Source organism: Actinomyces acetigenes (genome assembly GCF_031296635.1).
Taxonomy (GTDB): domain Bacteria; phylum Actinomycetota; class Actinomycetes; order Actinomycetales; family Actinomycetaceae; genus Actinomyces; species Actinomyces acetigenes.
This window is the reverse complement of sequence record NZ_JASPFC010000002.1, coordinates 97,590-123,019: the sequence shown is the minus strand read 5'-3', so window position 1 is coordinate 123,019 and position 25,430 is coordinate 97,590. Positions and strand designations below refer to the sequence as shown.

Here is a 25,430-nt window from a genome sequence, read left to right as displayed (position 1 = left end):
CTGCGCCCTATCCGCAGGAGAAGGTAGCCCCAGGGCCGCCTTCGTTCGTCACATCACGGAAGGCACTCATGACCTCCAAGACAGGGGAGAGCGAGTCACTTCAGGCGCCCCCGCGCGAGCAGTGGAGCGGTCAGCTCGGCTTCCTCGTCGCCGCCATCGGCTCGGCGATCGGACTGGGTAACATCTGGCGCTTCCCCGGCGTGGCCTACACCAACGGCGGCGGCGCCTTCATCGTCCCCTACGTTATCGCGCTGCTGGCGGCTGGGCTGCCGATCCTCTTCCTCGACTACGCCCTGGGCCACCGCTTCCGCGGCTCCCCGCCGGCGGTCTTTAGGCGCCTGTCCGCCAGGCTCGAGTGGCTGGGATGGTTCCAGGTCTTCATCTGCTTCGTCATCATGACCTACTACGCGGTGGTCGTGGCCTGGTCTCTGCGCTACATGCTCTTCTCCGTCAACATCGCCTGGGGCGACGACGCGGCAGGCTTCTTCCAGAACTACATCGGAATGGACCGGCTCGGCTCCGAGGTCGCCTACTCCCCGACAGTCATCATGGGCGTGGCCCTGCCGCTGCTGTTCGTATGGGGCTTCGGCCTGGTGGTGACCGCCCTGGGAGTCAGCGGAGGCGTGGAGAAGGCCAACAAGATCTTCCTGCCGCTACTGGTCCTCATGTTCGCCGGACTCGTGGTGCGCGCCCTCATGCTCCCGGGAGCGGGGGAAGGCCTCAATGCCCTGTTCACACCCAAGTGGTCCGCCCTGCTGGACTACCAGGTGTGGATGGCGGCCTTCGGGCAGATCTTCTTCTCCCTGTCCGTGGGCTTCGGCATCATGCTCACCTACGCCTCCTACCTCCAACGGCGCCGCTCCAACCTGGTGGGAACCGGTCTCGTGGCGGGCTTCGCCAACTCCTCCTTCGAGCTGTTCGCAGGTATCGGAGTCTTCGCGACCCTCGGCTTCATGGCGCACACGCAGCATGTCGGGATCAGTGAGATGAAGATCACCGGGCCCTCCCTGTCCTTCATCACCTTCCCCACCGTCATCGCCCAGATGCCCGGAGGCGCGCTCTTCGGGGTGCTCTTCTTCGCCTCCTTCTCCATGGCGGGGCTGACCTCCTTCATCTCCATCATCCAGGTGGTGGCCGCCGGCGTGGGGGAGAAGCTTGACCTGACGCCGAAGAAGGCCTCCCTCGTCGTCGGCGTCCCGGCCGCCGTCCTGTCCTTCGTCCTGTTCGCCACCAGCTCGGGCCTGCCGGACCTCGACGTCGTGGACGCCTTCATCAACAACATCGGCGTGGTCGCCTCGGCCATCATCATGTGCGTGGTGGTCGGCTGGGTGCTGCGGCGCACCAGGCTGCTTCAGGACCACCTCAACGCCGTCTCCGAGTCCCGGATGATCGGCCTGTGGTGGCGGGTCCTCGTCGGCGCCGTCGTCCCCGTCCTGCTGGGATACATGTTCATCCAGACCCTGTGGACGTACCTGTCCGAAGGATACGAGTCGAAGGCCTACTCCAGCGGCTTCGTCATGGTCTTCGGGTGGGGGATGCTGCTGGTGGTCGCCCTGGGCACCGCCGTCATGAGCCTCATCCCCTGGAAGACCCCGGTGGACGAGTTCGAGCCCCTCACGCTGGAGGCCGCTTCCCGGGAGGAGGACTGAGATGACCGGAATCGCCGTGCTCATCATGCTGATCGCCATCGTCATCATCTGGGGTGGCCTGGCGGTGTCCATCACCGCACTCATCTCGCGCGGACGCCGCGAGGACCGCGACGCCCGGGCCGAGGCCTCGGCGCGTGCCCGCGAGCACATGCTCAACCCCGAGCAGGCCGACTGACCGGCGCGGTTCGCAGTGCGGTCCGCAGAGATCCACTGACGAGACCGCCTGAGAAGAGAGACTGACTCCACCACCCGTCTGGGGCCCGGTTCGGCCGGTTTCCAGGCGGGTGGGACACAATACGCCTATGACTCAGACTGATATGAGCCCCCAGGTGCTGCCCCGCCTGGTGGCCTTCGACCTCGACGACACGCTGGCGCCCTCGAAGTCGGCCATGCCACCGGCCATGGCCACAGCGCTCAGGCGGCTGCTCGACGTCGTCCCCGTCTGCATCATCTCCGGGGGGCAGATGGGGCAGTTCCGCGACCAGGTCCTGGCCCACCTCGACGCCGACGCCGACGAGCTCTCCCGGCTCCACCTCATGCCCACCTGCGGAACGCGCTACTACACCTACGACCCCTCCCGCGCCGAGAGCGATGAGGGCGCCTGGACGCTGGTCTACGCCAACGACCTCACCCCTGAGCAGATCCGCACCGGTTTCGAGATCGTCGAGGCCCAGGCACGTCGGCTCGGCCTGTGGGAGGACAAGACCTGGGGGGAGATCCTGGAGGACCGCGGCAGCCAGATCACCTTCTCCGCCCTGGGGCAGGAGGCCCCCCTGGACGCCAAGCGCGCGTGGGACCCCACGGGTGAGAAGAAGGCCGCGCTGCGTGACGCCGTCGCCCCGCTCCTGCCGGACCTGGAGGTCCGCTCAGGCGGCTCCACGAGCGTCGACATCACCCTCAAGGGGGTGGACAAGGCCTACGGCATGAAGCGCCTGGCTAAGGTGACCGGTATCGCGCTGGAGGAGATGATCTTCGTCGGCGACCGCCTGGACCCGGAGGGAAACGACTACCCCGTCAAGGCCCTGGGCGTTCCCTGCCAGGCGGTGGGCGGCTGGCAGGACACCGTCACCTACGTCACCTCTCTGGCGAGTCTCATCGCCTCTCAGACGCACGGCGGTGAGGACCCTGCCGCCCAGGTCTCACTGGGCGCTCGTCTCTGAGGTGAGTCGTGCTACGGACAACTTCAGACCCCGACACCGATGCCGGTACCGGCACTACCGGAGGAGCCGGAGACCGGTGGGACGGTCTGCTGACAGCCGTGCGGCACTGCTGCGCCCTGGTTGTCACGGTGCTGCTCTCGCCGCGCCTGTGGTGGCGTCGTCGCCGCCGCGGCACCCGCACGGCGATCGGTACGGCGGCCATGATCCTGGCCTCCAGCCTCGTCTCCCTCCTGCTGGGGGTGTCCACGGCGACGGCCTCGACGCCGGTCGGCCCGCATGAGGCGACCTGGTCGACAACCCTGGACTCCACGGTCACACTGGACCTCGGGCCGCTGGGGACCGCGGCAATGGAGTCCCCCGCGGGGATCCTCGGTGTTAAGGTGGTCCTGGGGGAGATCCCGGGCGATCCGGCACCCGATACGGCCAATGCGGCCAGCGTGGGGCAGTCCCTGTCCTCCGACGCGACCTCCTACCTCTCACTGGTCTCCCACCCCGACCTGACGATCCGGCAGGGCCTCTACGGACTTGCCGGCGACGCCCTGCGCCGGGCCGGGGTCGTCGAGGCGATCTTCCTGTGCTGTGTGGCCGCCTGGCGCCTGGCACCGACCAAGCCCTGGCGTGAGACCGTCCGAGCCGGCGTCTCGCACCGCTGGGCCGCTACCGTGGCGTTCTCCACGGCCGTGGCCACCGTGGCCTCTATCCTGGTGCCGGCCATGCGCACGGTTCCCTCGCCCGGCTCCACCCTGTCCGTCCTGGAGGGGACCCCGCTGGCCCAGGCCCGTTTCTCAGGACGCATCGCCGACGTCGTCACCGCCTATGGTCCCAAGGCGCGTACTTTCGTGGAGACGAGTAAGGGCTTTTACGCCAAGGCGGACACCAACCTGCGGGCTGCCTGGAAGGCCGCCGAGCAGACTGAGGGCCTGGTGGATGTCACCGCCGTTGACGGAAAGGTGGACACCGAGGACCTGCAGGCCCGGGTCAGGGCGTCCTCCGCGAAGACCCTGGTGAAGGCCACTGATCCTGAGCCCGACGCCGCCCCGCAGCCGTCTGAGAGCCCGAGGGCCGCTGCGACGCCCTCGATCTCGGTGACCGGGGCCCGCTCAGTGTCCGAGCGCGGACGCAAGACCGCCGTGCTCACCACGGACCTGCACTGCAACCTCGATGTCATCGCCTTCTCCGGGGTCCTCGACCAGCTCTCGGGCGCCGATATCCACATGGATGACGGCGACCTGACGATGACCGGTTCGGATCCGGAGCGGGTGTGCGTCGACGCGCTGACCCAGGCGGTCCCGAGCTCGGCGAAGAAGGTCGCCACGATCGGCAACCACGACTCCGACGCCACCGCCTCCCGCCTGCGCTCCCAGGGGTGGACCGTCACCGACGGCTCGGTTCAGACGGTCGCCGGGATCACTGTCCTGGGGCACGATGACGCCGAGCGCACGACGGCGGCGGGCACCAAGCCCCGCAGCGGGGAGACCACCGAGAAGATTGCCTCCCGCCTGGCCACGACCAGCTGCGGGGGCACGCCGGTCGACGTCGTTCTCATCCACCAGCCCGCCACCTTCGACACGCTCACGAAGGAGGGCTGTGCGCCGCTGCTCCTGGCCGGTCACGTCCACGCCGAGCGGGGGATGACCACGGAAATCAGTCCCCGAACCGGCCTGCCCGTCACCGGGATCATCTCGGGGGCGGGCAAGGGTGGCACGTCACTGGGCGCGGTCACTGAGGACGCCTTCCTCCACGTCTTGTCCTTCGATGCCACCGGGGCGCTGGTGGCCTGGCGGGCGGTCATTCTTCACTCCGACGCCTCAGTGACGGTGGGGGCGTGGCGGCCCGTGCCCGGTATCGCCCCGGGACAGACGACGGCCACGATGGCGTCGACTCCGAGCCCGTCGGCGTCGGCCACCTCGGTGCAGGCACCGACCGAGGCTTCGCAGAGCGCGAGGCCTGAGGAGGCCACGCAGCCACAGGAGGGGGCCGAGGCTCAGGGGGAGAGCGATTCCTCGGACGGGTAGGGCGCAGGTGGCCGCATGTGGCATACGCTCTCGTCCTGACAACCCCCATGACGCCCAGAAGAACTGCTGACGCACCACCGGTGAGGAGACTGACGATGTCGCGCATGCCCACAGATGCCGAGATCGATGAGATGAGCGAGGAAGAGCTCGAGGCCTACCTGGGCTCCGCCCCCGCTCAGGAGCTCGACCGGCGCACCCGCCGCGATGCCGGCGAGGACTTAGCCGCGCGCCCGTCCTGGCTGCGGCGCTCCGGGGCCGAGCGGGGATTCGGCTGGCTGCTCACCGTGTGCGCGCTCATCGGGATCCTCGCCTGCTGGGAGCTCATCAGCGCCCAGCTCGACCTGCTGCGCAACCCGGACGCGGAGCTCGTCTGCGACGTCAGCCCTCTGGTGTCCTGCGGCGACTCCCTCAACGTGTGGCAGGGCAACTTGCTGGGAGTGCCGAACTCCTTCGTCGGGGCCATCGCCTTCGGGGCCCTGGCCGCGATCGGTGCGGTCCTGCTCAGCGGCGCGCGCCTGCCACGCTGGATGTGGTGGGGGCTCAGCGCCGGCAGCCTCGGCGGGATCGCCTTCGTCATCTGGTTCCTGTCCGTCTCCATCATGACCTTCGGCAAGCTCTGCCCCTTCTGCATGGTCATCTGGTCCGTCACCATCCCGGTGGCCGCCCACTCCTGGACCTGGGCCGCGGCCGGCGGGCACCTGGGGCTGCGCGACAACCTGGCGCTGGACGTGCTCAAGGCCCGCTGGTGGATCATGGCGGCGATGTACCTGGCGGTGGTCCTCACCATCGTCATCGCCTTCGGCGGCCAGCTGGCCAGGCTGTTCGGGTGACTGCGCCCATGGAGCGGAGGACTCCGAGCGGATCCGGCGGGAAGTCCTCGGTGGCGGGGGACTCGACCGTCACGCAGGACTACCTCAAGGTCGTGTGGGTCGCCAGTGAGTGGGGCGGCGCGGGCGCCTCCGTCACCGGCTTGGCCAAACGTATGGGGGTGGCGCCCTCGACCGCCTCGGAGAACGTGGCTCGCCTCGTGGAGGAGGGGCTGCTCGTCCACGAGCCCTACAAGGCCGTCACCCTCTCCGAGGAGGGGCGGCGCCGGGCCATGGGCATGATCCGCCGCCACCGCATCCTGGAGACCTACCTGGTCACTCGGCTCGGCTTCGGCTGGGACGAGGTGCACGCCGAGGCCGAGGAGCTTGAGCACGCCGTCTCCGAGCGGCTGCTGGAGAGACTCGATGCGGTCTTGGGGCACCCCACCCGTGATCCGCACGGGGACCCGATCCCCACGGCGGACGGCCGCCTCATCGTGCCCGACCTGGTGGGCCTGGAGACCCTGCCGGTGGGCTCCGACGGCGTCGTCGGACGGATCCAGGACGACACCGAGACGCTGCGCCGCCTGGAGAGGGTCGGCATCGGGCTGGACAGCCGGGTGCGGATCCAGGATCGGGGTACCGTGGCGCCGGCCGTGGAGGGCGGTGGCCGCCGTCGGGCTACCGTCATCACCCTGATGGACGACGACGCCTCACGCAGCGCAGGGCCCAAGGGTACTCCGGAGGCCGTCATCCCTGACGGCTCCCTGTGGCTGCTGGCCTGATCTGGGACAAGGGCCTGGACGGATCCGGGCGCGACTGGGGGACAATGGGGCCATGAGCACGATTTTCACCAAGATCATCGCCGGCGAGATTCCCGGCCGTTTCGTGTGGGCGGACGAGGTCTGCGTCGCCTTCGCCACCATTGAGCCGCACACTGACGGGCACGTCCTCGTGGTCCCCCGAGCCGAGGTCGACTCCTACGTGGATGCGCCCGACGACGTGGTGGCGCACCTGGCCGTAGTCGCCAAGCGCATCGGTGCCACGCAGGTGCGCGTCTTCGAGGCGCCCCGGGCCGGGCTCGTCGTGGCCGGATACGGCGTCGACCACCTGCACCTTCATGTGCTGCCGATCCGCTGCGAGGAGGACCTGTCCTTCTCCTCGGCCCGCCACCCCGAGGCCCCCGAGCTCGACGCCGCCATGGAGCGTCTGCGGACCGGCCTCATCGAGGACGGCTGGGGCGGGTTCGTGCCCGCGCAGATGGACAGCGCGGCGCTCGCGTAGCACCCCGAGGCCGCCCGCTTCGTCCTCGTCAGAAGGGTGGGGCTTGGTCGATGAGGGGTGCGAGTTGGAGGGTGTGGGTGGCCTGGGGGTAGGGGGTGGTCTCAAAGGCTCCGGGTTTGTGGCCGGGTTGGGGGCCGCGGGTCACGAGGCGGGCCCTGCCGCTGCGGCTGGTGTTGGTGCTGAGACTGGTGTGGTTGTGGGCCGGATTGTCGAGTGCTCTGTCAAGGGCCCGGTTGAGGCGGTTGAGGATGTCGGGGCTGATCTGCTTGCTTAGGTCCTTGGGTATGACGGTGCTGGGAACAAGGTGCTGGTGGGGGCCGACCCTCTTGGGGTGGCGGGTGATGGTGCCGTCTGGGTGGCGCTGGTAGACGGTCTTGTCGGGGGTGTGCCAGGACAGGGTCCCGCTGGCCTGGTCGCGGGTGAGGGCCCAGCCGGGGGTGTGCTTGAGGCGGTGGTGGGCCTCGCACAGGACCACGAGGTTGTCCAGGCTGGTGGTCCCGCCCTGGCTCCAGGCGGTGAGGTGGTCGATGTCGCAGCGCTCGGCTGGGGTCTGGCAGGTGGGGAAGACGCAGACCCGGTCGCGGGCGCGCACCAGGTCGGCTAGGCCCGCCGGGGGACGGTAGCGGGTGCGGCCCACGTCGATCACGACTCCGCTGACCGGGTCGGTGATCAGGCGCCTCCAGGTCCCACCGGCGGCCAGGGCCCAGGCAGTCATGGCCGGCACCGCCGCGCTGCGCGCCCCGATGCGCACCTCCGCGACCTCGACTGGTGTGGAGGACAACGGGGAGACGAACTGGGCGGTGGGCTGGGTGGTGGGAGCAACCGGGGCGGGTTCAGACAGATTCCTCCCGTTATGGCCGGGCAGACTTCTCCCGCCGCTCGGGGAGTCTGCGCTGTTGAGAGGCTCGAGCGTGGCGGTGGGGCTCTCGCCAGGGCCGGCTCCACCGGGCTCAAGACAGAGGGGGTCGTCGGGGCTCTCGCTGCCCCCAGGACCACAGCCCCCAGGATCGCCGTCCTGGAACCGGTTGTCTACAACGCTGGTGCCAGGGCGGAGAACGCCAGGGTCGTGAGCGGCGGCATCCTCTGGCTGGGCCAGGCCACCTGGGTCGGTCAGGCTGCTCAGAGGAACGGTGACGTTGACGTTGATGCGGATGCCTGCTGGCAGAGGAAGGTGGCCGGTGGCTGAGGGTGTCCACCAGGGGCTGTTCGATCCCACCAGGCCGCTCAAAGCGCCCAGGAGCCCTTCCAGAGGTACCCCGTCAGGCAGCAGCCGCCCTGGGGAAGGGGACTCAAGAGGAATCGAGGACGAGAGCACTGAACCCGGCTCACTCAAACCACCACCGCAGATACCGTCACCACCGCTGGCACCGATGCCGCTGCCGCTGCCGCAGATGCCGCCGCCGAGGCTGTACCCTCCGTGACAGTCGTTGTCGGTGCCGCCACCGCCACCACTGCTGTTGTCGTGGTTTGTGCTTGCGGGGGTGGTGGGGGCTTGCGTGGGCCTGTGGTAGGCGGCCTGCTGGCTGGTGCGCAGTGTTGAGAGGGTCATCGCGGTGATGGCATCGGCTCGCAGCTGCCCCAGGGTGCGCTTCTCGCCGCAGGCCCGCGCCGAAGCGGCGATCGCGTCCAGGGTGGCGTCCAGCAGCAGGGCGTCCATGGTCGGCAGCAGAAGCCGGACTTGGCAAAGGCCCTCTCCCGCAGGCCGGGGGCGTGACACGCACCGCCGCTCGGTATTGTTCTGGCTCCGCTCAGCGTGGCCGTCAGGGTCGATCTCCATCAGGGCCCGATCCAGATCCCGCCCCACCTGCGACACGCTCCGCCTGGGCGCCTGAGGTAGAACCTTGTCCTGGACCGCCAGCGCCACCAGAGTGGGTACGTCTTCCAGACGGCGGGTCACCAGGGACGCCTTCGCCGAGTCCAGGACCCCGCAGCGTTCCATGGCCTCGACCGGGGCGAAGCCCATGCTCATGAGGGCCTGGCCGTGATCCACCATCTGACCGGCCCGAGTCCGAGAGACGCCCAGGCGGGTGGAGAGCAGGCAGGTGGCATTGAACCGCCGCTCCTCATAACCCACCACCGGAGAGACCTCACCATGCGGGCCCCACTGGCCCGGGTGACTCGACAGCTCAGGGCACCCGGCCAGGCAGGCCGCCGCCAGGGCCTCGCCCCAGGTGGCCCAGGTCGCCAGGCGGCGGCAGGCCGCGGCCAGCTCCCCCAAACCCGACGCCCCCAGGCCGATCAGTCCCGAGGTGCTGGCCTCCTCCGCGCCCACCGTCCGGCGCTGTTCGGAGGCGGCCACCAGCGCCACGTCAGTACCCGACTCGTTGGTGAAGAGGGTCGGCACTGCATCCTCGTCAGCGGTGGCGCCCTCGTCGTCGGCGTCCTGGGCAGTCACCAGCAGGCGGGCCAGCAGCCCCTCCACCACTCCGGCCAGCGCTCCACCAGCGGCCAAGGATCCCAGCAGGCCCGCCACGTCCTCAGGGCAGGTCACAGGCTCCGGCGCCACGTCCCCGCCAGGCGCCCCCGACATCCCAACCGCATCATCGGCCGGGACGCGAGGAAGCACACCACCTTCGAACATATGTACAGTGTAGCAAGTGGTGCCCGCGCCCCGCACGCTGAAGCAGGCTCCAGAATCACTGGAACAGCAACGATTAGCCGCATATCTGGCGCCTTTATCACCGGCGCCTTCTCTCTCGGAGCCGGCCTGACGCCCGCCGAGACTGCTCGAACCTCGCTGGGCCTGGCCGACGTGACCGGTCTCGCCCGCCCGTGGGGCGGACGCCGCCGGGCCCCACAGCTGCCGGGCGATAGGCTGTGCCCCAGCACCAGGAAGCACGAGTAGGAAAAGAGCGCTGCCGCGATGTCAGAGAGAACCGCACCGGTCGAGTCCGACACCCCCTTCCGTTACACGGCGGAGCTGGCGGACTCCATCGAGACCGCCTGGCAGGACCGCTGGGAGGCCGAGGGCACCTTCAACGCCGACAACCCCGTCGGCGCTCTGGCCGGCCCCGGGGCGGACAAGGAGAAGTTCTTCCTGCTGGACATGTTCCCCTACCCCTCCGGCAAGGGCCTGCACGTGGGCCACCCGCTGGGCTACATCGCCACCGACGTCGTCGCCCGCTTCACCCGGATGACCGGCAAGAACGTCCTGTACACGATGGGTTACGACGCTTTCGGCCTGCCCGCCGAGCAGTACGCCGTCACCACCGGCCAGCACCCGCGCATCTCCACCGAGGCCAACATCGCCAACATGCGCCGCCAGCTGCGCCGCCTGGGCCTGTCCCACGACCCGCGCCGCTCCCTGGCCACCATCGACGTCGACTACGTGCGCTGGACCCAGTGGATCTTCCTGCAGGTCTTCAACTCCTGGTTCGACCCCGAGGCCCCGCGCCGTGACGGCCGCGGCAAGGGCGCGGCCCGGCCGGTGTCCGAGCTGCGCGACAAGCTCGCCTCCGGTCAGGTCCCCGTCCCCGGCGGCCGCGACTGGGACGCCCTGAGCGCCGCCGAGCAGGCCGAGGTCATTGACTCCTTCCGCCTGGCCTACGTCTCCAACGCCCCCGTCAACTGGTGCCCCGGCCTGGGCACGGTGCTGGCCAACGAGGAGGTCACCTCCGAGGGGCGCTCCGAGCGGGGCAACTACCCGGTCTTCAAGCGCAACCTGCGCCAGTGGATGATGCGCATCACCGCCTACGGCGACCGCCTCGCCGAGGACCTGGACACCGTGGACTGGCCCGAGAAGGTCAAGCTCATGCAGCGCAACTGGATCGGCCGCTCCGAGGGCGCCGAGGTGACCTTCGCCGTGCCCGGGGCCGGCCAGGGCGACCAGCAGGACGCGTCGCTGAGCGTCTACACCACCCGCCCCGACACCCTCTTCGGCGCCACCTTCATGGTGGTGGCCCCCGAGCACCCCATGCTGGGCGGCCTCCAGGCCTCCGGCTCGGTGCGCACCGAGGCCCAGATCGCCGACGCCGCCGCGGCCCTTTCTGTCCCGGCCGCCTGGCCCGAGGGCACCAAGGAGGCCTGGACCGGCGGCTACGCGACCCCCGCCGAGGCCGTGGCCGCCTACCGCGCCCAGGCCGCGGCGACGTCGGACGCCGACCGCACCGACGAGGGCCGGGTCAAGACCGGCGTCTTCACCGGCTTCTTCGGCATCAACCCCGTCAACGGGGCGAAGGTGCCGGTCTTCGTGGCCGACTACGTCCTCATGGGCTACGGGACCGGCGCCATCATGGCCGTTCCCGCCCACGACGAGCGCGACTACGCCTTCGCCACCAAGTACGACATCGACATCATCCAGACCATCGGCCCGGCCGACGACCCCCACGGCGTCGACCTGAGCGCCCAGGCCTACACCGGTGACGGCGTCGTCGTGAACTCCGCCCAGGGCGACCTGGACATCAACGGCATGAGCAAGGATGAGGCCAAGGCCACCATGATCGGCTGGCTGGAGGCCAAGGGCGCCGGCCGCGGCGCGGTCACCTACCGCCTGCGCGACTGGCTCTTCTCCCGCCAGCGCTACTGGGGTGAGCCCTTCCCGATCGTGTGGGACGAGGACGGCGGCGTCCACGCCCTGCCCGAGTCGATGCTGCCGGTCGAGTTGCCCGAGGTCACCGACTACTCGCCGCGCTCCTACGACCCCGACGACGCCGACTCCTCTCCGGAACCGCCGCTGGGCAAGGCCACGGAGTGGGTCGAGGTCGAGCTCGACCTGGGCGACGGCCCCCGGACGTACTACCGCGAGACCAACACGATGCCGCAGTGGGCCGGCTCGTGCTGGTACGAGATGCGCTACATCGACCCCACCGATGACAAGGCGCTCGTCGACCCGGTTAACGAGGCCTACTGGATGGGGCCGCGCCCGCAGGTCGGCAACACCTCCGGCGGCACCGACCTGTACGTCGGCGGCGTCGAGCACGCCGTCCTGCACCTGCTCTACTCGCGCTTCTGGCACAAGGTCCTGTTCGACCTGGGCCACGTCTCCTCCTCCGAGCCCTACCACCGCCTCTTCAACCAGGGCTACGTCCAGGCCTACGCCTATACCGACTCCCGCGGCCAGTACGTGCCCGCCGACGAGGTCGAGGAGGTCACCGCCGAGGACGGCACCACCAGCTACCTGTGGCAGGGGCAGCCGGTGCGCCGCGAGTACGGCAAGATGGGCAAGTCCCTGAAGAACATCGTCACCCCCGACGACATGTACGAGGCCTACGGCGCCGACACCTTCCGCGTCTACGAGATGAGCATGGGGCCGCTGGACGCCGACCGCCCGTGGGACACCCGCGCCGTCGCCGGCAGCCAGCGCTTCCTGCAGCGCCTGTGGCGCAACGTCGTCGACGAGACCACCGGCGAGCTGACGGTGACCGAGGAGAGCGCCGACGAGGAGACCCGCCGGCTCGTGGCCAAGACGATCGTGGGCGTGCGCGAGGACTACGAGGGGATGCGCCTGAACACGGCCATCGCCAAGCTTATCGTCCTCAACAACCACCTCACCGGGCTCAGTGCGGTCCCGCGCGAGGCCGTCGAGGCCCTCGTGCTCATGACGGCTCCCGTGGCCCCGCACATCACCGAGGAGATCTGGAAACGCCTGGGCCACGAGTACTCCCTGGCCCACGAGGACTTCCCGGTCGTGACCGATGAGGCGCTGCTGGCCGCCGAGAAGGTCACCTGCGTCATCCAGGTCAAGGGCAAGGTTCGCGACCGCCTCGAGGTCGACCCCGACATCTCCGAGGCCGAGCTGGAGAAGCTGGCCCTGGCGGCCCCCGGCGTCATCCGCACCCTGGACGGGCGTGGCGTGCGCAAGGTGATCGTCCGGGCCCCCAAGCTGGTGAGCATCGTCCCCGAGTGACCGGGGCAGGCTCTCCGACGGCGCCGCTCACGGCCGCGCCGCGGTAGCCCAGGAACAGCACGAGGGGCTGCACCAACCGAGACGGTTGGTGCAGCCCCTTACTCTGCGCCTGAGGAGGACAGGGGTGAGGAGTGCATAGAGACGACACCTTGGCCGGAAAGTCAGCAACAAGTAATCTTGTGCTGTGGAGCGGGACCCGCTTATCCTCGACAGCGCACATCGGCATGGTGTGTCGGATGAGGACATACTCCATGCACTGCGCTTCCCTGTTCGGCACTTCGTACAAGATGATTCGATGACGATGTTCATAGGCGCTGACAAGACTGGCATCCTCGTTGAGGTGGGTGTCATCGAATGGCACGGCGTCATTGCTGTTGCACATGCTATGCGCCCAGCTCGGTCCAAGTATCTGAGGTGAATCACGATGACTCGACGCACTATTGCAGACATCACAGCTCGCGCCGACGAGTTCGCCGACGCCTTCGAGAACTATGACCCCAAGCCCGGTGATCAGGATGCCCCGCTGCCACCGATCATGGCCGTCAAGCTTGCGGCGTGGCGCCGCGACACGGCCGAGCGTGAGCTTGCTGAAGCAGTGCACGCGGCGCGCAAGCAGCAACTGTCCTGGCGCGAGCTCGGTGAGGCGATGGGAACCAGTGGGGAAGCCGCTCGTCAGCGGTATAGAGCCGTAGCGCAATAGTGCAGCCAGGCATGTTCCACATCCGTCCGGGACACCTCGTGCTTCAGCGCCAACCGCCCAACCCTCATGTGTCACCTTTAGGCTGAGGATTGGTGCTGGTCAATAACGCACACGCGATATGGCGACAGGGGCTCAGCGGCGCCTGAGGGTGCCGAAGATGGAGCGCGTGATCTCGCGGGTGATCTGGCGGCCCACCGAGCCGATGGTCTTCTCGACCTCCCGCTGGCGGCGCTCGGCGGCCTTCTCCGCCTCGCGCTGGCGACGCTGGGCCTCCTTGACGGCCTCGCGCTCCAGGCGCTCGGCCTCCTTCTGACGCTGAGCCGCCTGGCGGGCGGCCTCCTTCTCCAGGGCCTTCTGGGCCGCGGCGTCGGCCTTGGCCTGCTCCTTGGCGGCCTGCTCGGCCTCCTTAGCGGCCTGTTCGGCGGCGCGGGCGGCCTCAGCGGCCTCGGCGTCGGCCTGGACCCGCTGAGCCAGCAGCTCATAGGCGGACTCGTTGTCCACACTCGTGGCGTACTTGGGTTTCAACGGGGAGGAGACCAGCACCTGGTTGACGGTGCCGCCCTGGGCCGGACCCATGACGGCGGCGGGCACGTTGATAACCACCGGGGCTACCGGCGCCGGGCGCCCCTTCTCATCGAGCACGCTGACGACGGCCTGGCCGGTGCCCAGCGACGTGAGCACCCGGCTGAGGTCCACCGGGCTGACCGGGAAGGTGGAGACCGCCTTCTTGAGGTTTGCGGCGTCGGCCGGGGTGTGGGCGCGTAGCGCGTGCTGCACCCGGCTGCCGAGCTGGGCCAGGACCTCGTCGGGAACATCCGTGGGCGACTGGGTGATGAAGACGATGCCCACGCCCTTGGAGCGGATGAGCCGCACCGTGCGCACCACGGCCTCCAGGAAGGCCTTCGAGGCGCCGGAGAACAGCAGGTGCGCCTCGTCGAAGAAGAAGACCATGGTGGGCTTGTCCGGGTCGCCGACCTCCGGCAGGGTCTCGAAGAGCTCGGCGAGCAGCCACATGAGGAAGGTGGAGAACAGCGTGCCCTGAGACTGGATGTCCGCCAGCTCCAGGGCTGAGATGACGCCGCGCCCATCGGGGGAGACCCGCATGAGGTCACGTACATCGAGCGCCGGCTCACCGAAAAAGGCCTCACCTCCGGCCGCCTCCAGGGCGGCGATCTCCCGCAGGATGACCCCGGCCGTGGCCGCAGAGACCCCACCGATGGTCTTGAGCTCCTCCTTGCCTGCTTCCGTGTTCGTCAGGTAGTCGACGACGGCACGCAGGTCCTTCAGGTCCAACAGGGCCAACCCCTGGCTGTCCGCCCAGTGGAAGACCAGCTGGAGGGCGGAGGCCTGCGTGTCGTTCAGGCCCAGGACCCGCGAGAGCAGGATCGGCCCGAACTCGGTGACCGTCGTGCGGATCGGGGTGCCGCTGATGCCTGCGCCGGAGTCCGACCCGCCGAGGTTGAACAGCTCGATGGGGAAGGACTGCCCCTTCCAGTCCTGACCGGTGGAGGCGATGCGCGAGGCGATCTTGTCATTGGAGGCTCCGGCCTCGGCCAGACCGGTCAGGTCCCCCTTGACGTCGGCCAGGAACACCGGGACGCCAGCGGCGGACAGTCCCTCGGCCAGGAGCTGGAGCGTACGGGTCTTACCGGTACCGGTCGCCCCGGCCACCAGCGCGTGCCGGTTGAGCAGCCCCAGCGGGATACCCACCGACAGGCCCTTGACCGCCGCGGGCTCACCGCCCGAGAGCGTGTCGAGGTAGGTGCCCACCGGCAGGGTGGGGGAGGAGAAGCTGTAGCCCGAACGCACCTGGGCGGTGTAGCCGGCCTCCTCGGCCTCCGTGCTCCCCGAAGTCTGCTCGGTCGCAGCGGCGGCCTCAGCCTGCGCAGGGGCCTGCTCCTGAACCGTCTCCTGGGGCCGCTCGTCAGTCTGCTCCACGGGCGAGGCCGGAGTAGCGGCGATGGCGGCGTCAAGGGCCGCCTGGGCGGCGGCCGCCTTGGCTGCGGCGGCTTCGGCGGCGGCCTGGGCGGCCTCGGCCTTGAGGCGTGCGATCTCAGCGGAATCGGTCATGGAGCCATCGTAAACGCCGAACCTGCCAGCGCGCAGACCAGGGCGTGGCGGTGCAGGTGGCGCCGTTCCTGACCGTGAGGGAGGCAGGTGCCCGGCAGACAAGGTAGCCTCGGGCCTCGATGGCGTTGGGAGCATACGTCCGATCCCACGCCTGCCCGTGTCCCCAGTGCCGCGAGGTTTACACGCCCCATGTTGCCCCCTGCGTCGTCGTTTCCGGAAGAACTTCCCCTTACGGGCCTGCTGCTTACACACCCGGACCACAGGATCAGGTGAGCGACGTGCGGATCGCCTTCTTCATCGACGACTACCTCCCCTCCGTCCACGGCGTGGCCACCTCCACAGCCACCTTCCGCGCTGCCCTGGAGCGCATGGGACACGAGGTCTACGTGGTGGCCCCCAAGGCCGAGGGCCATGAGGAGACCGACGACCACATCATCCGCCTGTCCTCCTCGCGCTACTACGTCTTCGACAGCCGCGAGGTCGCCACCATCTATCCCGGCCTGGCCCGGCGCTTCGACGCCTACGACTTCGACGTCGTCCACAGCCAGACTCAGTTCAGCCTGGGGGTCCTGGCGCACTGGGTGGCCAAGCGTCAGAACATCCCCCACGTCACCACCATCCACACCCTCTACACCGAGCTCATCGACGACTATCCGCTGGCCGTGGTCTCGGGCCTGTTGGCCCTGTCCGTCGCCTTTCCAGTGGCGCTCAAGTCGCTGCCGGTCCTTCCCCGCGTCCACCGGGAGACCATCAAGCACCTCAACAAGCGCGACATGAAGATGGCCCTGTCCCGTCAGGGGTGGCGCCTGACAGCGGCCTTCGCCAACAAGTGCGACGCCTGCCTGTCGCCTTCCCAACACCTGGCCAGGATCCTCATCAACGACGGCGGGCTGACCGTCCCCTGCATGGTGCTGCCCAACGGGCTGGACTCTTCCCGTTACCGCAGTGCCCGCGCCGCCGACTCGCCGATCCCCAAGGCCCCCGGTGAGAAGATCATCATCTGCGTGGCTCGCCTCAGCCCGGAGAAGCGGCAGATGACGCTCATCGAGGCCATGCCCCATCTGGCCGACCTGCCGGTCAAGCTGGTGCTCGTGGGCCCCGGACCCTCCCAGGAGGAGCTGGGGCGGCGTGCCGAGGAGCTCGGGGTGGCCCACCGGGTGATCCTGACCGGTGCGCGCTCGCCGGAGGAGGTCGCCGTCCTGCTCAAGCAGGCCGATGTCTTCTCCCTGGCCTCCTACCACTTCGACAACCAGCCCATGGTGTTCCTGGAGGCCGCCGCCTGCGGGCTGCCGATCGTCTACTGCGATGAGCGGATGACCGAGTGCCTCACCGAGCGCAACGCGATCCTCACCGACGGCATCGAGGGGGAGGACTTCGCCCGGGTCTTCGCCTCCCTGCTCTTCGACGACGCCCGGCTCGCCGAGCTGTCCGACGGGGCCCTGGAGGTGGCTCAGCAGTTTGACTCCGAGACGATGACTAAACGGCTCATCAACCTCTACGAGGACCTCCTGGTCTCTTATCGCTGAAGGTCCGCGAGCCCTGAGCGAGCAATGACGCACGGCCCGGGGCACGCAGGCGGCAGTCACAGCACCCGCGGCAGCCGCAGCGTGCGGCGCCTTGCCGGTGAGCGAGCGGCTTGCCGATAAGGTATGCCACATGTCGCTCGCCGTCGTCACCGACTCCGCCGCCTGCCTGACGGAGCCCCTCCTGCGTGAGCGCGCGATCGAGGTGGTGCCGCTGCACGCCATCCCCGCTGAGAACGGTGAGCCCGGGACCACCTCCCGGCCCAGTGTCCAGGAGCTGGCGGACGCCTACCGGCGCGCGGCCAGCAGGGCCGAAGAGGTCCTGGCCATCCACATCTCCTCGGCCCTTTCCGGCACCATGGACAACGCCCGCATCGCCGCCGCCCGGCTCGAGGCCGACTACCAGGCCGACAACAACGCCCCGGGCCCGAGCACGGGGCGTCGTCGCCCGCAGTGGCTGCGCGTCGTCGACTCCGGCACCAGCTCCGGCGCCCTGGGGCTCGCGGTGCTGGCCGCCGCCGGCGCCCACGACGCCCGTCGCGGTGCCGCCCTGGCTCAGGCCAGCACCGCCCGCTCCTGTCAGCTCTTCGTCGTTGACGACCTGGGGCGCCTGGCACGCTCGGGAAGGATCGACCGCACCACGGCCCGCCTGGACGGCGTGCTTGGAATCCGCCCGGTCCTGGCCCTGACCCGCGACGGGATCCGCACGCTGGAGATCGTGCGTGGTGCGGCCCGAGCCAGGCGCCACCTCATCGCGCAGGCCGTCCGCGTCGCCGGCGGCACCGCCCTGTCCGGCCCCAGGCGCCCCGCCGACCCGGTGCGCCTGGTTATCCAAGGCGACGACGCCGACAAGCTGGCGCTGCTCGAGACCGATCTTCGCCAGGCCATGGAGGAGGCAGGCGCCAAGGTCACCGAGGTCCTCACCCTCCCGGTCGACGAGGCCACGAGCACCCACGTGGGCCCCGGCGCCCTCGGCATCGCCGTCGCCCCGGACCTGAGGACCCACTGAGCCAGGGCCGACGACGCAGCCCGGTTGCCACAGGCCGCCAGACGCCAGTGCTCTCCACAGAGCAGACGACCTCCCCATGCGCCGCACGACCCCAGTCCCTACCGTCGTGGACATGGGAGCCAGACGGAGCCGTACGCACAAGTCCTTGGACGACCTTGTGCGTCTGGCCTGCTCAACCGACCCCGAGGAGCCGGTGCGTCGGCCACGCCGCCTCGCGATCGCGCCACGAGCCGCGATCATCGCCGGCTCCGCCCTCCTCATCCTGGCTCTCGCCCTGGCACTGAGGGCCGTAATAGTCTCCACCAGCGCCGGCGCCAGCGCCAGCGGTCAAGCGGCCCCGGCCGCCGCGGCAGGGGCCTCCGCGGCGATGCGGCCACCACCCGCCGGGACGGCCACGAGTCCAGCCATGAGACCAGCCACTGCGCCTGCCGCGGGATCAGCGGCAGGACCAGGCGGCTTGAGCGCGACATCGGGCAGCGTCGTCGTGCACGTGACCGGGGCAGTAAGCAGCCCGGGAGTGGTGACCCTGCCCCCGGGCAGCCGCGTCACCGATGCCATCAACGCCGTCGGAGGAGCCAGTGCGGACGCCGACACCGAGCAGCTCAACCTCGCCCGGGTCCTGACCGACGGCGAGCAGATCCGGGTCCCGCGCATCGGCGAGGTCCTGCCCAACCCCGCACCGCAACCCGGTGGGGCCGCCACCCCCAGTGTGGGAACAGCCCCGGGGAAGACCAACGGCGACGCATCCGGGACGATCAACATCAACACGGCCTCCGCCTCCGAGCTGGAGAAGCTGCCCGGCATCGGCCCGGCCCTGGCCCAACGGATCGTCGAGTACCGCGACTCCCACGGGCCCTTCGCAAGCGTCGACGCCCTCACCGACGTCCCCGGCATCGGCAAGGCCAAGCTCGAGGGCCTGCGAGAACAGGCCACCGTATGAACGAGAACCATGGTGGCAATGACGGGGACAGCCCCAGGGCCCCGTGGGACGACCCCGCGCTGTATGCGCGACCGTGCCAGGAACAGGGCCGCAACCGGCACCGAAACCGGCACCGGCACCGGCACGCCACCTCCACCAAGGCCCCCGAGGCCCTGGACCTGCGCCTGCTCGCCCCCGCGGCCACCTGCTGGGCCGGCGCCTGGTGGGCCGTCGGACGTGAGGCAGCAGATGCCTGGAGAGGCCCCCTGCTCCTGGCCTCGGGGTGCACCGCCCTGGCTGCGCTGCTCGTGGTTCCCGTCCTGCGCTTCCGGCCACCGCGCCACCGGGCCGACCCGCGTCCCGGAGCCCCCGACCACGACCCCAGGGCAATGGGAACCCTCAGCGCCAGCCTGCTCGTGTGCGCCCTGTGCGCCGCGACGGTCCTGACCATCAGCGCCGCCCACCTGTGGGCCCGCCAGCGCGACCCGCTGACCGCGGCAGTGGCCTGCGGCCAGCCGGTCACCCTCATCGGCACCGTCTCCCAGCAGCCGCGAGTCTCGGCCACCAGCCGCTCCACCCTGGTCATCACCGCCCTCGACGTCGAACAGGTGGACACGCGGGCCTCCACTCTGAGCGCCACCGTCCTGGGCGACAAGCAGTGGCTGAGCCTGCCCATGGGAACCCGCGTCCAAGTGCGCACGCGCCTGCGCCCCACCGACCCCGGCCGCGCCGAAGCGGCCATCATCCCCAAGCGCGCCGGCCTCACCGTTCTTGGCCCGCCCAGCGGGATACTCGGGGCCGTCACCTCCGTCCGTGCCGGTCTCGCCCAGGCTGTCGGGGCACCGGGCACTGGGGTACCGGGCGCAGCAGGAGCGGGGGAGGAGACGGGGTTCTGGCCGCCAGGGGCCCGCAGCCTCGTACCCGGTGTCGCCCTGGGCGACGACCACGCCCTGCCGGCCCAGCTGCGCGAGGACATGCGCACCGTCTCCATGACGCACCTGACCGCCGTCTCCGGGCAGCACGTCGCCATCATCCTGGGACTGGGGCTGGAAGCCCTCGGGGTGCTGCCCCGACGGTGGCGAGCACTGCTCGGAGCGGTCCTGCTGACTGCTCTCGTCATCCTGGTGCGCCCGTCGGGCTCCGTGCTGCGCGCCGCCACCATGGGGGCCGTCATGCTGCTGGGCGTCGTCGCCGGCAGGCGCGCCGCCTCCGTGCCCGCCCTGTGCTCCGGAGCCATCGTTCTGCTGCTCATCGACCCCTGGCAGTCCCGCGACTACGGCTTCGCACTGTCCGTGGTGGCCACCGCCGGAATCGTCATCGGCTCCAAGCCGGTCGCGGCCCGCCTCTCGCGTCGTCTTCCCAGGTGGCTGGCCGCCGCCGTGGCGCTGCCGCTGGTGGCCCAGGCCGCCTGCGGGCCGATCCTCATCCTCCTTCAGCCCTCGGTGGGGGCTTGGTCGGTGCCCGCCAACCTGCTCAGCGAACCGGCCGCGGTCATCGCCACCATCAGCGGGCTCCTGGCGGCACTGGTCGCTCCGGCCTGGCCCACTGCTGCCGCCGTCATCGCCTGGCCGGCGCTCGCGGCCTGCTCCTGGATGGTGTGGGTGGCCGGCTTCTTCGCCCACCTGCCCGGCGCTACCCTGCCCTGGCCGGAGGGCCTGACGGGAGCCCTGGCACTGGGGGCCTGCGAGATCGGGCTCCTGCTCGCAGTGGCTCCCCGCACCCGCCGCGCTCTGCTGGAGGGAGTCAGGGGGTTGACGTGGCCCGCTCGTGGCAGGCTTGCCCCATGGCAGCGACTCGAACCTCCCGCCCTCGGGGCCCTCGCAAGGCACCGGCTGGACTGCGCTGGGACCAGGCCCAGCTGGCGCCGATCGTTCTCATCCGCGCCGGCGAGGAGGTCCTCGCCGACCGAGCGGTGAGGAGTCTGCTGGCGCAGGCCAAGGCCAAGGACCCCACCACCGAGATCACGCGCCTGGAGGCCGCCACCTACGAGCCCCACCAGCTCGACACCCTCGTGTCCCCCTCCCTGTTCGGAGAGCCCCGGCTCGTCTACGTCCCCGCCCTGGAGCAGATGACTGACGCCCTGCTGAGCGATCTCATCGCCTACGTGGGCGCCGCCGACCCCGAGGTCAGCGTCATCCTGCGCCACAACGGGGGCCAGCGGGGCAAGCGCCTGCTGGACGCCATCAAGGCCTCGCCCTACCCGACCATCCAGTGCGAGGCCGTCAAGAGCGCCAAGGACAAGTCCTCCCTGGTCGCGGCCGACGTGCGCCGCGCCGGGCGGAGCATCGCCCCCGAGGCCGTCGGCGCCCTCGTCGACGCCCTGGGCAGCGACCTGCGCGAGCTGTGCTCCGCCGTCGACCAGCTCCTCGCCGACACTCAGGGCACCATCAGCGTCGACCACGTGCGCACCTACTACGCCGGGCGCATCGAGGCCACCGGCTTCACCGTGGCCGACGCCGCCGCAGCCGGCAACACCCCGGCCGCCATCACGGCCCTGCGCCACGCCGTGGCCACCGGCACCGACCCGGTGGCCATCGTCGCGGCTCTGGCCATGAAGGTGCGCCAGCTCGCCAGGGTCGCGGCCGCCGGGGGGCGGCGCATGAGCCCCGCCGAGCTGGGCATGGCCCCCTGGCAGGTGGACCGGGCCCGCCGTGAGCTCCAGGGCTGGTCCGACGACGCTCTGGCCGCCTCGATCCTGGCCGTGGCCCGGGCCGACGCCGAGGCCAAGGGGGCCAGCCGCGACCCCGTCTACGCCGTCGAGCGGGCGGTCCTGACGATCTGCAACGCCCGTCGCGCCGGCAGCCGCCGGCGCTGAGGCCATCCTCAGCCTCGCATGGCGGCCAGCGTGAGTGCCGTGGACATGGCCGCGCACGCCGCCTCGTAGCCTTTGTCCTCCTCCGCGCCCGGTCCGCCGCAGCGGGCCAGCGCCTGGGCCTCGTCGTCGCAGGTGAGCACGCCGAAGCCCACCGGCACCCCGGTGTCCAGCGCCACCCGACTCAGCCCGTCGGTCGCGGCCCGGCACACGTAGTCGAAGTGCGGGGTGCCGCCGCGGATGACAACGCCCAGCGCGACGACAGCCTCGGCACCGCCTTGCGCGGCGGCCGCGGCGAGGACCGGCAGCTCGAAGGAGCCCACCGCCCGGACGACGCTCGCCTGGGCTCCGGCCTCCTCGACGGCGCGCAGCGCCCCGGCGACCAGGCCCCCCATGATGCGCTCGTGCCACTGGGCGGCCACGACTGTCACCCTCATGCCCTGCGCGTGAGGTGCGCTCTGCTCAGGTGCCCCAGATCCGCTCATCGTTCCTCTCCTTCGTTCTCGTCACTCGTGTGCCAGGTTTCGTCGTCGGCCCTCGCCTCGCCGGGCGGGGATCCAACGCCGGACCTGATGGGATCGAGCCCGGTGAGCAGATGGCCCATGCGGTCGCGCTTGGTGCGTAGGTAGTTGAGGTTCTCCCCGTTGGCGAAGGTCGGTGTCGGCGTCATGGAGCGGACGCTGACGCCATAGTGCTCCAGGCCCGCGACCTTGTCCGGGTTGTTCGTCATGAGCTCGACCGAGCGCACGCCCAGGTGGCGCAGCACCTGGGCGGCGGTGGCGTAGCTGCGGGCGTCGGCCGGCAGCCCCAGCGCGACGTTGGCGTCGAGGGTGTCCATACCCTCCTCCTGCAGCGCGTAGGCGCGGAGCTTGTCGATGAGCCCGATGCCGCGCCCCTCATGGTCGGAGGCGTAGACGAGGACCCCGCGGCCACGGGCGCTGATCGTCTCCATGGCGGCGCGCAGCTGCGGCCCGCAGTCACAGCGCAGGGAGGACAGGACGTCGCCGGTCAGGCAGGCGGAGTGGACTCGGGTGAGGACGTCCTCACCGTCCGCGATGCGGCCGCACACGAGTGCGAGGTACTCGGTGCCGTCGACCCTGCTGCGCAGGGCGTGGGCGGTGAACTCCCCGTGCGCGGTGGGCAGGTGCGCTGAGATGACCTCCTCGACGAGCTCCTCGTGCAGCCACCGGTAGCGCTCCAGGTCACTGATCGAGATCATGGGCATGGCGTGGGCGTCGGCGAGCTCACGTAGCTGGTGCCGACGCGCCATGGTGCCGTCGTCGTTAATGACCTCCACGAGGACCCCCACGGGCCGGTTGCCCGACAGGCGCATGAGGTCGACGGCGGCCTCCGTGTGACCGCGGCGCGTGAGGATTCCGCCCTCGCGCGCCCGCAGGGGGAAGACGTGGCCGGGGCGGACGAGGTCGCCTGGAGCTGAGCCCGGGTCCGCCAGGACGCGGACGGTGCGTGCCCGGTCGGCGGCGCTCACACCCGTGGTGATGCCGGTGCGGGCGTCGGCGCTCAGCGTGAAGGCCGTCCTCTTGGGATCGGTGTTGTGCTCGGTCATCATGGGGATGCCCAGGCGGTCGAGCTCCTGGCCCGCCATGGGGGCGCAGATGATGCCGGTCGAGTGCCGGATCGCGAAGGCCAGCTGCTCGGTCGTGGCGCTCTGCGCGGGCAGGATGAGGTCCCCCTCGTTCTCCCGGCTCTCATCGTCGACGACGATGACCGTCCGGCCCTCGCGCAGGGCGGCAAGTGCGTCCTCGACGCGGTTCATGCGTGTGCTTGGGGATGCGCTCCTGGTGCTCAGCATGTCTGCTGCCCCTCCTGGCTCGGGCGGGCGCCCAGAAGACGCTCAGCGTACTTGGCCAGGACGTCGACCTCGAGGTTGACCCGTTCTCCGGGCCGCCTCGTGCCCAAGGTCGTGCGTCGCAGCGTCTCGGGAATGAGCCCGACGCTGAGCGACGCCTCCGCTCCCGGCACGGGGGAGACGTCGAGGGTGTTGGGGGCGTCGACGACGTCGACGACTGTCAGCGACACTCCGTCGAGGGCGACCGATCCCTTGACGGCGACGTAGCGGGCGATCTCCTGCGGCAGGCTGATGCGTAGGAGGTCCCAGTGCTCACCGCGGTGGTGGTCGAGGACCTCGGCGGTGGCATCGACGTGCCCCTGGACGATGTGCCCGCCGAGCCGGTCGCTGGCGCGCAGGGCGCGCTCGAGGTTGACCGGGTCTCCCGGCGCCTGGGAACCCAGGGTGGTGCGCGTGAGAGTCTCGGCCATGAGGTCGGCGGTGAAGGTGCTCCCGTGCACGGCGGCGACCGTCAGGCAGCACCCGTTGACGCTGACGGAGTCGCCCAGGCTCACGTCCTGGGTGACGGTGGGCGCCTCGACCGTCAGCCGGGCGCTGTCCTCGACGGTCTCGAGCCGGACGACGCGCCCGAGCTCCTCGACGATTCCGGTGAACATCAGTGACTCTCCTCGGTTGGGGTGTGGGCAGGGGGAACGTCGTTGGCCTCCAGGTCACCGCAGAGGCGGACGGCGAGCTCGTCACCCGCGCCGAGGACCTCGACGCGGGGGTGACTCAGCCTCAGGGCGTCGGTGATCGTCGCCGCCCCGAAGTCGGCGAGGGCGGCCGGTCCCGCGCCCAGAAGCGCGGGGGCCGTGTAGGCGACGACCTGGTCGACGAGGCCGGCGCGCAGGAAGGCGGTCGCGAGGGTCGGGCCTCCTTCGAGCAGGACATGGCGGATCTCGCGCTCGGCGAGGACGGCCAGGACGGCGCGCGGGTCGTGGTCGGGCAGGAGGAGGTAGTGGTCGTCGGCGAGCACCCTGGAGGTGGCAGGCAGACTCCTGGAGCCGACGACGACGCGCAGCGGCTGGAGGTGGGCCGGTGCGGGCTGACATGCCTCGTCGCGGACGGTAAGGGCGGGGTCGTCGGCGAGGGCGGTGCCGGTGCCCACCATGATGGCGTCGCACTGGCGGCGCAGGCGGTGGGCGTCGTGGCGGGCCGCCACCGGGGTGATCCACTGGCTGGTGCCGTCAGCGGCGGCGATACGGCCGTCGAGGGTGGCGGCGAGCTTCCACGTCACCATGGGGCGTCCGCGGGTCACGGCCAGGAGCCACGGGCGGTTGAGACGCGCGGCCTCCTGGGCGCACAGCCCACGCCGTACCCGCACGCCGGCGGCCTCCAGCGCCGCCGCGCCGCCTCCGGCCTGCTCGGTCGGGTCGTCCTGGGCGTAGATGACCTCGGCCACGCCGGCGTCGAGGAGCGCCTGGACGCACGGGCCGGTGTGGCCCTGGTGGTTGCACGGCTCGAGGGTGACCAGGACGCTCGCTCCTCGGGCGGAGGCGCCCGTCGCAGCGAGGTTCGCCAGTGCGTCGACCTCGGCGTGGGCGCTGCCGGCGCCACGGTGATGGCCCTCGGCGAGGATGTCGCCGTCGGGGGAGAGGATGACGCAGCCGACCCGGGGGTTGGGGCCGGGCGGGGCGTCGGGGGAGGCCGCGGCCCGTAGGGCGCGCTGCATCGCGGCCGTCTGCACGGTGGTGAACGAGGTCATCCGGTCCTCTCCCTCGGGTGCGCTGGGGAGAGACACCGCCATGGTCGACCGCCGGGTGCACGGCACCGGGCGAGGCATGGTGTG

Annotated in this window: 20 protein-coding genes; 14 read left to right on the top strand and 6 right to left on the bottom strand. The window is 70.5% G+C overall.

Going from position 1 to position 25,430, the window contains the following annotated elements; all coding sequences use genetic code 11:
* The first annotated feature begins 68 nt into the window (after nucleotides 1-68).
* The 7 genes from RIV14_RS01505 (at nucleotide 69) to RIV14_RS01475 (ending at nucleotide 6,914) form a co-directional block, all read left to right on the top strand.
* Nucleotides 69-1,649 (top strand): sodium-dependent transporter, encoded by a 1,581-nt coding sequence (locus RIV14_RS01505; protein WP_075371799.1) that lies wholly within the window; start codon nucleotides 69-71, stop codon nucleotides 1,647-1,649.
* A gap of 1 nt (nucleotide 1,650) precedes the next feature.
* Nucleotides 1,651-1,824: a methionine/alanine import family NSS transporter small subunit gene (locus RIV14_RS01500; RefSeq protein ID WP_070662787.1), complete on the top strand. Its 174-nt coding sequence runs from the start codon at nucleotides 1,651-1,653 to the stop codon at nucleotides 1,822-1,824.
* A gap of 127 nt (nucleotides 1,825-1,951) precedes the next feature.
* A complete protein-coding gene (locus RIV14_RS01495; protein ID WP_075371800.1) occupies nucleotides 1,952-2,809 on the top strand; it encodes an HAD hydrolase family protein in 858 nt (285 codons plus the stop codon).
* A gap of 8 nt (nucleotides 2,810-2,817) precedes the next feature.
* The gene (locus RIV14_RS01490) at nucleotides 2,818-4,824 is read left to right on the top strand and encodes a serine/threonine protein phosphatase (RefSeq protein WP_075371801.1); all 2,007 of its coding nucleotides are present in this window, start codon (nucleotides 2,818-2,820) and stop codon (nucleotides 4,822-4,824) included.
* Nucleotides 4,825-4,919: 95 nt separating this feature from the next.
* Nucleotides 4,920-5,654: a vitamin K epoxide reductase family protein gene (locus tag RIV14_RS01485; RefSeq protein ID WP_075371802.1), complete on the top strand. Its 735-nt coding sequence runs from the start codon at nucleotides 4,920-4,922 to the stop codon at nucleotides 5,652-5,654.
* An 8-nt stretch (nucleotides 5,655-5,662) separates the two neighbouring features.
* Nucleotides 5,663-6,415, top strand: coding sequence for a metal-dependent transcriptional regulator (locus RIV14_RS01480; protein WP_075371803.1), 753 nt, complete (start codon nucleotides 5,663-5,665; stop codon nucleotides 6,413-6,415).
* A 52-nt stretch (nucleotides 6,416-6,467) separates the two neighbouring features.
* Nucleotides 6,468-6,914: an HIT family protein gene (locus RIV14_RS01475; protein ID WP_075371804.1), complete on the top strand. Its 447-nt coding sequence runs from the start codon at nucleotides 6,468-6,470 to the stop codon at nucleotides 6,912-6,914.
* Nucleotides 6,915-6,942: 28 nt separating this feature from the next.
* On the opposite strand, the gene RIV14_RS01470 is transcribed toward RIV14_RS01475, so the two are convergent.
* A complete protein-coding gene (locus tag RIV14_RS01470) occupies nucleotides 6,943-9,495 on the bottom strand; it encodes an HNH endonuclease signature motif containing protein (protein WP_075371805.1) in 2,553 nt (850 codons plus the stop codon).
* A gap of 282 nt (nucleotides 9,496-9,777) precedes the next feature.
* On the opposite strand from RIV14_RS01470, the gene RIV14_RS01465 reads away from it, so the two are divergent.
* A complete protein-coding gene (locus RIV14_RS01465) occupies nucleotides 9,778-12,759 on the top strand; it encodes a leucine--tRNA ligase (protein WP_075371806.1) in 2,982 nt (993 codons plus the stop codon).
* A gap of 424 nt (nucleotides 12,760-13,183) precedes the next feature.
* Nucleotides 13,184-13,459 carry a hypothetical protein gene (locus tag RIV14_RS01460; RefSeq protein ID WP_075371808.1) on the top strand — a complete coding sequence of 92 codons (276 nt, stop codon included), beginning with the start codon at nucleotides 13,184-13,186 and terminating at the stop codon, nucleotides 13,457-13,459.
* Between the two features lie 132 nt (nucleotides 13,460-13,591).
* Here RIV14_RS01460 and RIV14_RS01455 read toward each other — a convergent pair whose 3' ends face one another.
* Nucleotides 13,592-15,529, bottom strand: a complete 1,938-nt coding sequence (locus RIV14_RS01455) for a helicase HerA-like domain-containing protein (RefSeq protein WP_075371809.1) — start codon at nucleotides 15,527-15,529, stop codon at nucleotides 13,592-13,594.
* 269 nt (nucleotides 15,530-15,798) lie between these two features.
* Between RIV14_RS01455 and RIV14_RS01450 the strand changes: the two genes are divergently transcribed.
* The 5 genes from RIV14_RS01450 (at nucleotide 15,799) to holA (ending at nucleotide 21,795) form a co-directional block, all read left to right on the top strand.
* Nucleotides 15,799-17,055 (top strand): glycosyltransferase, encoded by a 1,257-nt coding sequence (locus RIV14_RS01450; RefSeq protein ID WP_075371810.1) that lies wholly within the window; start codon nucleotides 15,799-15,801, stop codon nucleotides 17,053-17,055.
* A 130-nt stretch (nucleotides 17,056-17,185) separates the two neighbouring features.
* Nucleotides 17,186-18,061, top strand: a complete 876-nt coding sequence (locus RIV14_RS01445) for a DegV family protein (protein WP_075371811.1) — start codon at nucleotides 17,186-17,188, stop codon at nucleotides 18,059-18,061.
* Between the two features lie 157 nt (nucleotides 18,062-18,218).
* Entirely contained in the window at nucleotides 18,219-19,001 is a 783-nt protein-coding gene (locus RIV14_RS01440; protein WP_075371812.1) for a ComEA family DNA-binding protein, read from the top strand.
* Nucleotides 18,998-20,896 carry a ComEC/Rec2 family competence protein gene (locus RIV14_RS01435; protein ID WP_075371813.1) on the top strand — a complete coding sequence of 633 codons (1,899 nt, stop codon included), beginning with the start codon at nucleotides 18,998-19,000 and terminating at the stop codon, nucleotides 20,894-20,896. Before RIV14_RS01440 ends, RIV14_RS01435 begins: the two co-directional genes overlap by 4 nt.
* Entirely contained in the window at nucleotides 20,893-21,795 is a 903-nt protein-coding gene (gene holA / locus RIV14_RS01430) for a DNA polymerase III subunit delta (RefSeq protein WP_256699062.1), read from the top strand. Before RIV14_RS01435 ends, holA begins: the two co-directional genes overlap by 4 nt.
* An 8-nt stretch (nucleotides 21,796-21,803) precedes the next feature.
* Here the strand turns inward: holA and ribH are convergent, their stop codons facing one another.
* Genes ribH through ribD form a run of 4 tightly spaced genes read right to left on the bottom strand, consistent with a single transcriptional unit; the run spans nucleotide 21,804 to nucleotide 25,346 of the window.
* Complete coding sequence (gene ribH, locus RIV14_RS01425) at nucleotides 21,804-22,277, bottom strand: 6,7-dimethyl-8-ribityllumazine synthase (protein WP_075371814.1); 474 nt, start codon at nucleotides 22,275-22,277, stop codon at nucleotides 21,804-21,806.
* The gene (locus tag RIV14_RS01420; RefSeq protein WP_075371815.1) at nucleotides 22,274-23,605 is read right to left on the bottom strand and encodes a bifunctional 3,4-dihydroxy-2-butanone-4-phosphate synthase/GTP cyclohydrolase II; all 1,332 of its coding nucleotides are present in this window, start codon (nucleotides 23,603-23,605) and stop codon (nucleotides 22,274-22,276) included. The genes ribH and RIV14_RS01420 overlap by 4 nt, the downstream gene beginning before the upstream one ends.
* Nucleotides 23,599-24,258 carry a riboflavin synthase gene (locus tag RIV14_RS01415; RefSeq protein WP_075371816.1) on the bottom strand — a complete coding sequence of 220 codons (660 nt, stop codon included), beginning with the start codon at nucleotides 24,256-24,258 and terminating at the stop codon, nucleotides 23,599-23,601. The genes RIV14_RS01420 and RIV14_RS01415 overlap by 7 nt, the downstream gene beginning before the upstream one ends.
* Nucleotides 24,258-25,346 carry a bifunctional diaminohydroxyphosphoribosylaminopyrimidine deaminase/5-amino-6-(5-phosphoribosylamino)uracil reductase RibD gene (gene ribD / locus RIV14_RS01410; protein ID WP_075371817.1) on the bottom strand — a complete coding sequence of 363 codons (1,089 nt, stop codon included), beginning with the start codon at nucleotides 25,344-25,346 and terminating at the stop codon, nucleotides 24,258-24,260. The genes RIV14_RS01415 and ribD overlap by 1 nt, the downstream gene beginning before the upstream one ends.
* Nucleotides 25,347-25,430: the final 84 nt, after the last annotated feature.

Excerpts from the sequence above, each read along its gene's own strand:
- RIV14_RS01480 (WP_075371803.1), top strand. The coding sequence starts at position 5,663 with ATGGAGCGGAGGACTCCGAGCGGATCCGGCGGGAAGTCCTCGGTGGCG.
- RIV14_RS01485 (WP_075371802.1), top strand. The coding sequence starts at position 4,920 with ATGTCGCGCATGCCCACAGATGCCGAGATCGATGAGATGAGCGAGGAA.
- RIV14_RS01495 (WP_075371800.1), top strand. The coding sequence starts at position 1,952 with ATGACTCAGACTGATATGAGCCCCCAGGTGCTGCCCCGCCTGGTGGCC.
- RIV14_RS01445 (WP_075371811.1), top strand. The coding sequence starts at position 17,186 with ATGTCGCTCGCCGTCGTCACCGACTCCGCCGCCTGCCTGACGGAGCCC.
- RIV14_RS01470 (WP_075371805.1), bottom strand. The coding sequence starts at position 9,495 with ATGTTCGAAGGTGGTGTGCTTCCTCGCGTCCCGGCCGATGATGCGGTT.
- ribH (WP_075371814.1), bottom strand. The coding sequence starts at position 22,277 with ATGAGCGGATCTGGGGCACCTGAGCAGAGCGCACCTCACGCGCAGGGC.
- RIV14_RS01475 (WP_075371804.1), top strand. The coding sequence starts at position 6,468 with ATGAGCACGATTTTCACCAAGATCATCGCCGGCGAGATTCCCGGCCGT.
- RIV14_RS01500 (WP_070662787.1), top strand. The coding sequence starts at position 1,651 with ATGACCGGAATCGCCGTGCTCATCATGCTGATCGCCATCGTCATCATC.
- RIV14_RS01505 (WP_075371799.1), top strand. The coding sequence starts at position 69 with ATGACCTCCAAGACAGGGGAGAGCGAGTCACTTCAGGCGCCCCCGCGC.
- RIV14_RS01460 (WP_075371808.1), top strand. The coding sequence starts at position 13,184 with ATGACTCGACGCACTATTGCAGACATCACAGCTCGCGCCGACGAGTTC.
- RIV14_RS01435 (WP_075371813.1), top strand. The coding sequence starts at position 18,998 with ATGAACGAGAACCATGGTGGCAATGACGGGGACAGCCCCAGGGCCCCG.
- RIV14_RS01465 (WP_075371806.1), top strand. The coding sequence starts at position 9,778 with ATGTCAGAGAGAACCGCACCGGTCGAGTCCGACACCCCCTTCCGTTAC.
- RIV14_RS01415 (WP_075371816.1), bottom strand. The coding sequence starts at position 24,258 with ATGTTCACCGGAATCGTCGAGGAGCTCGGGCGCGTCGTCCGGCTCGAG.
- RIV14_RS01455 (WP_075371809.1), bottom strand. The coding sequence starts at position 15,529 with ATGACCGATTCCGCTGAGATCGCACGCCTCAAGGCCGAGGCCGCCCAG.
- RIV14_RS01420 (WP_075371815.1), bottom strand. The coding sequence starts at position 23,605 with ATGCTGAGCACCAGGAGCGCATCCCCAAGCACACGCATGAACCGCGTC.
- ribD (WP_075371817.1), bottom strand. The coding sequence starts at position 25,346 with ATGACCTCGTTCACCACCGTGCAGACGGCCGCGATGCAGCGCGCCCTA.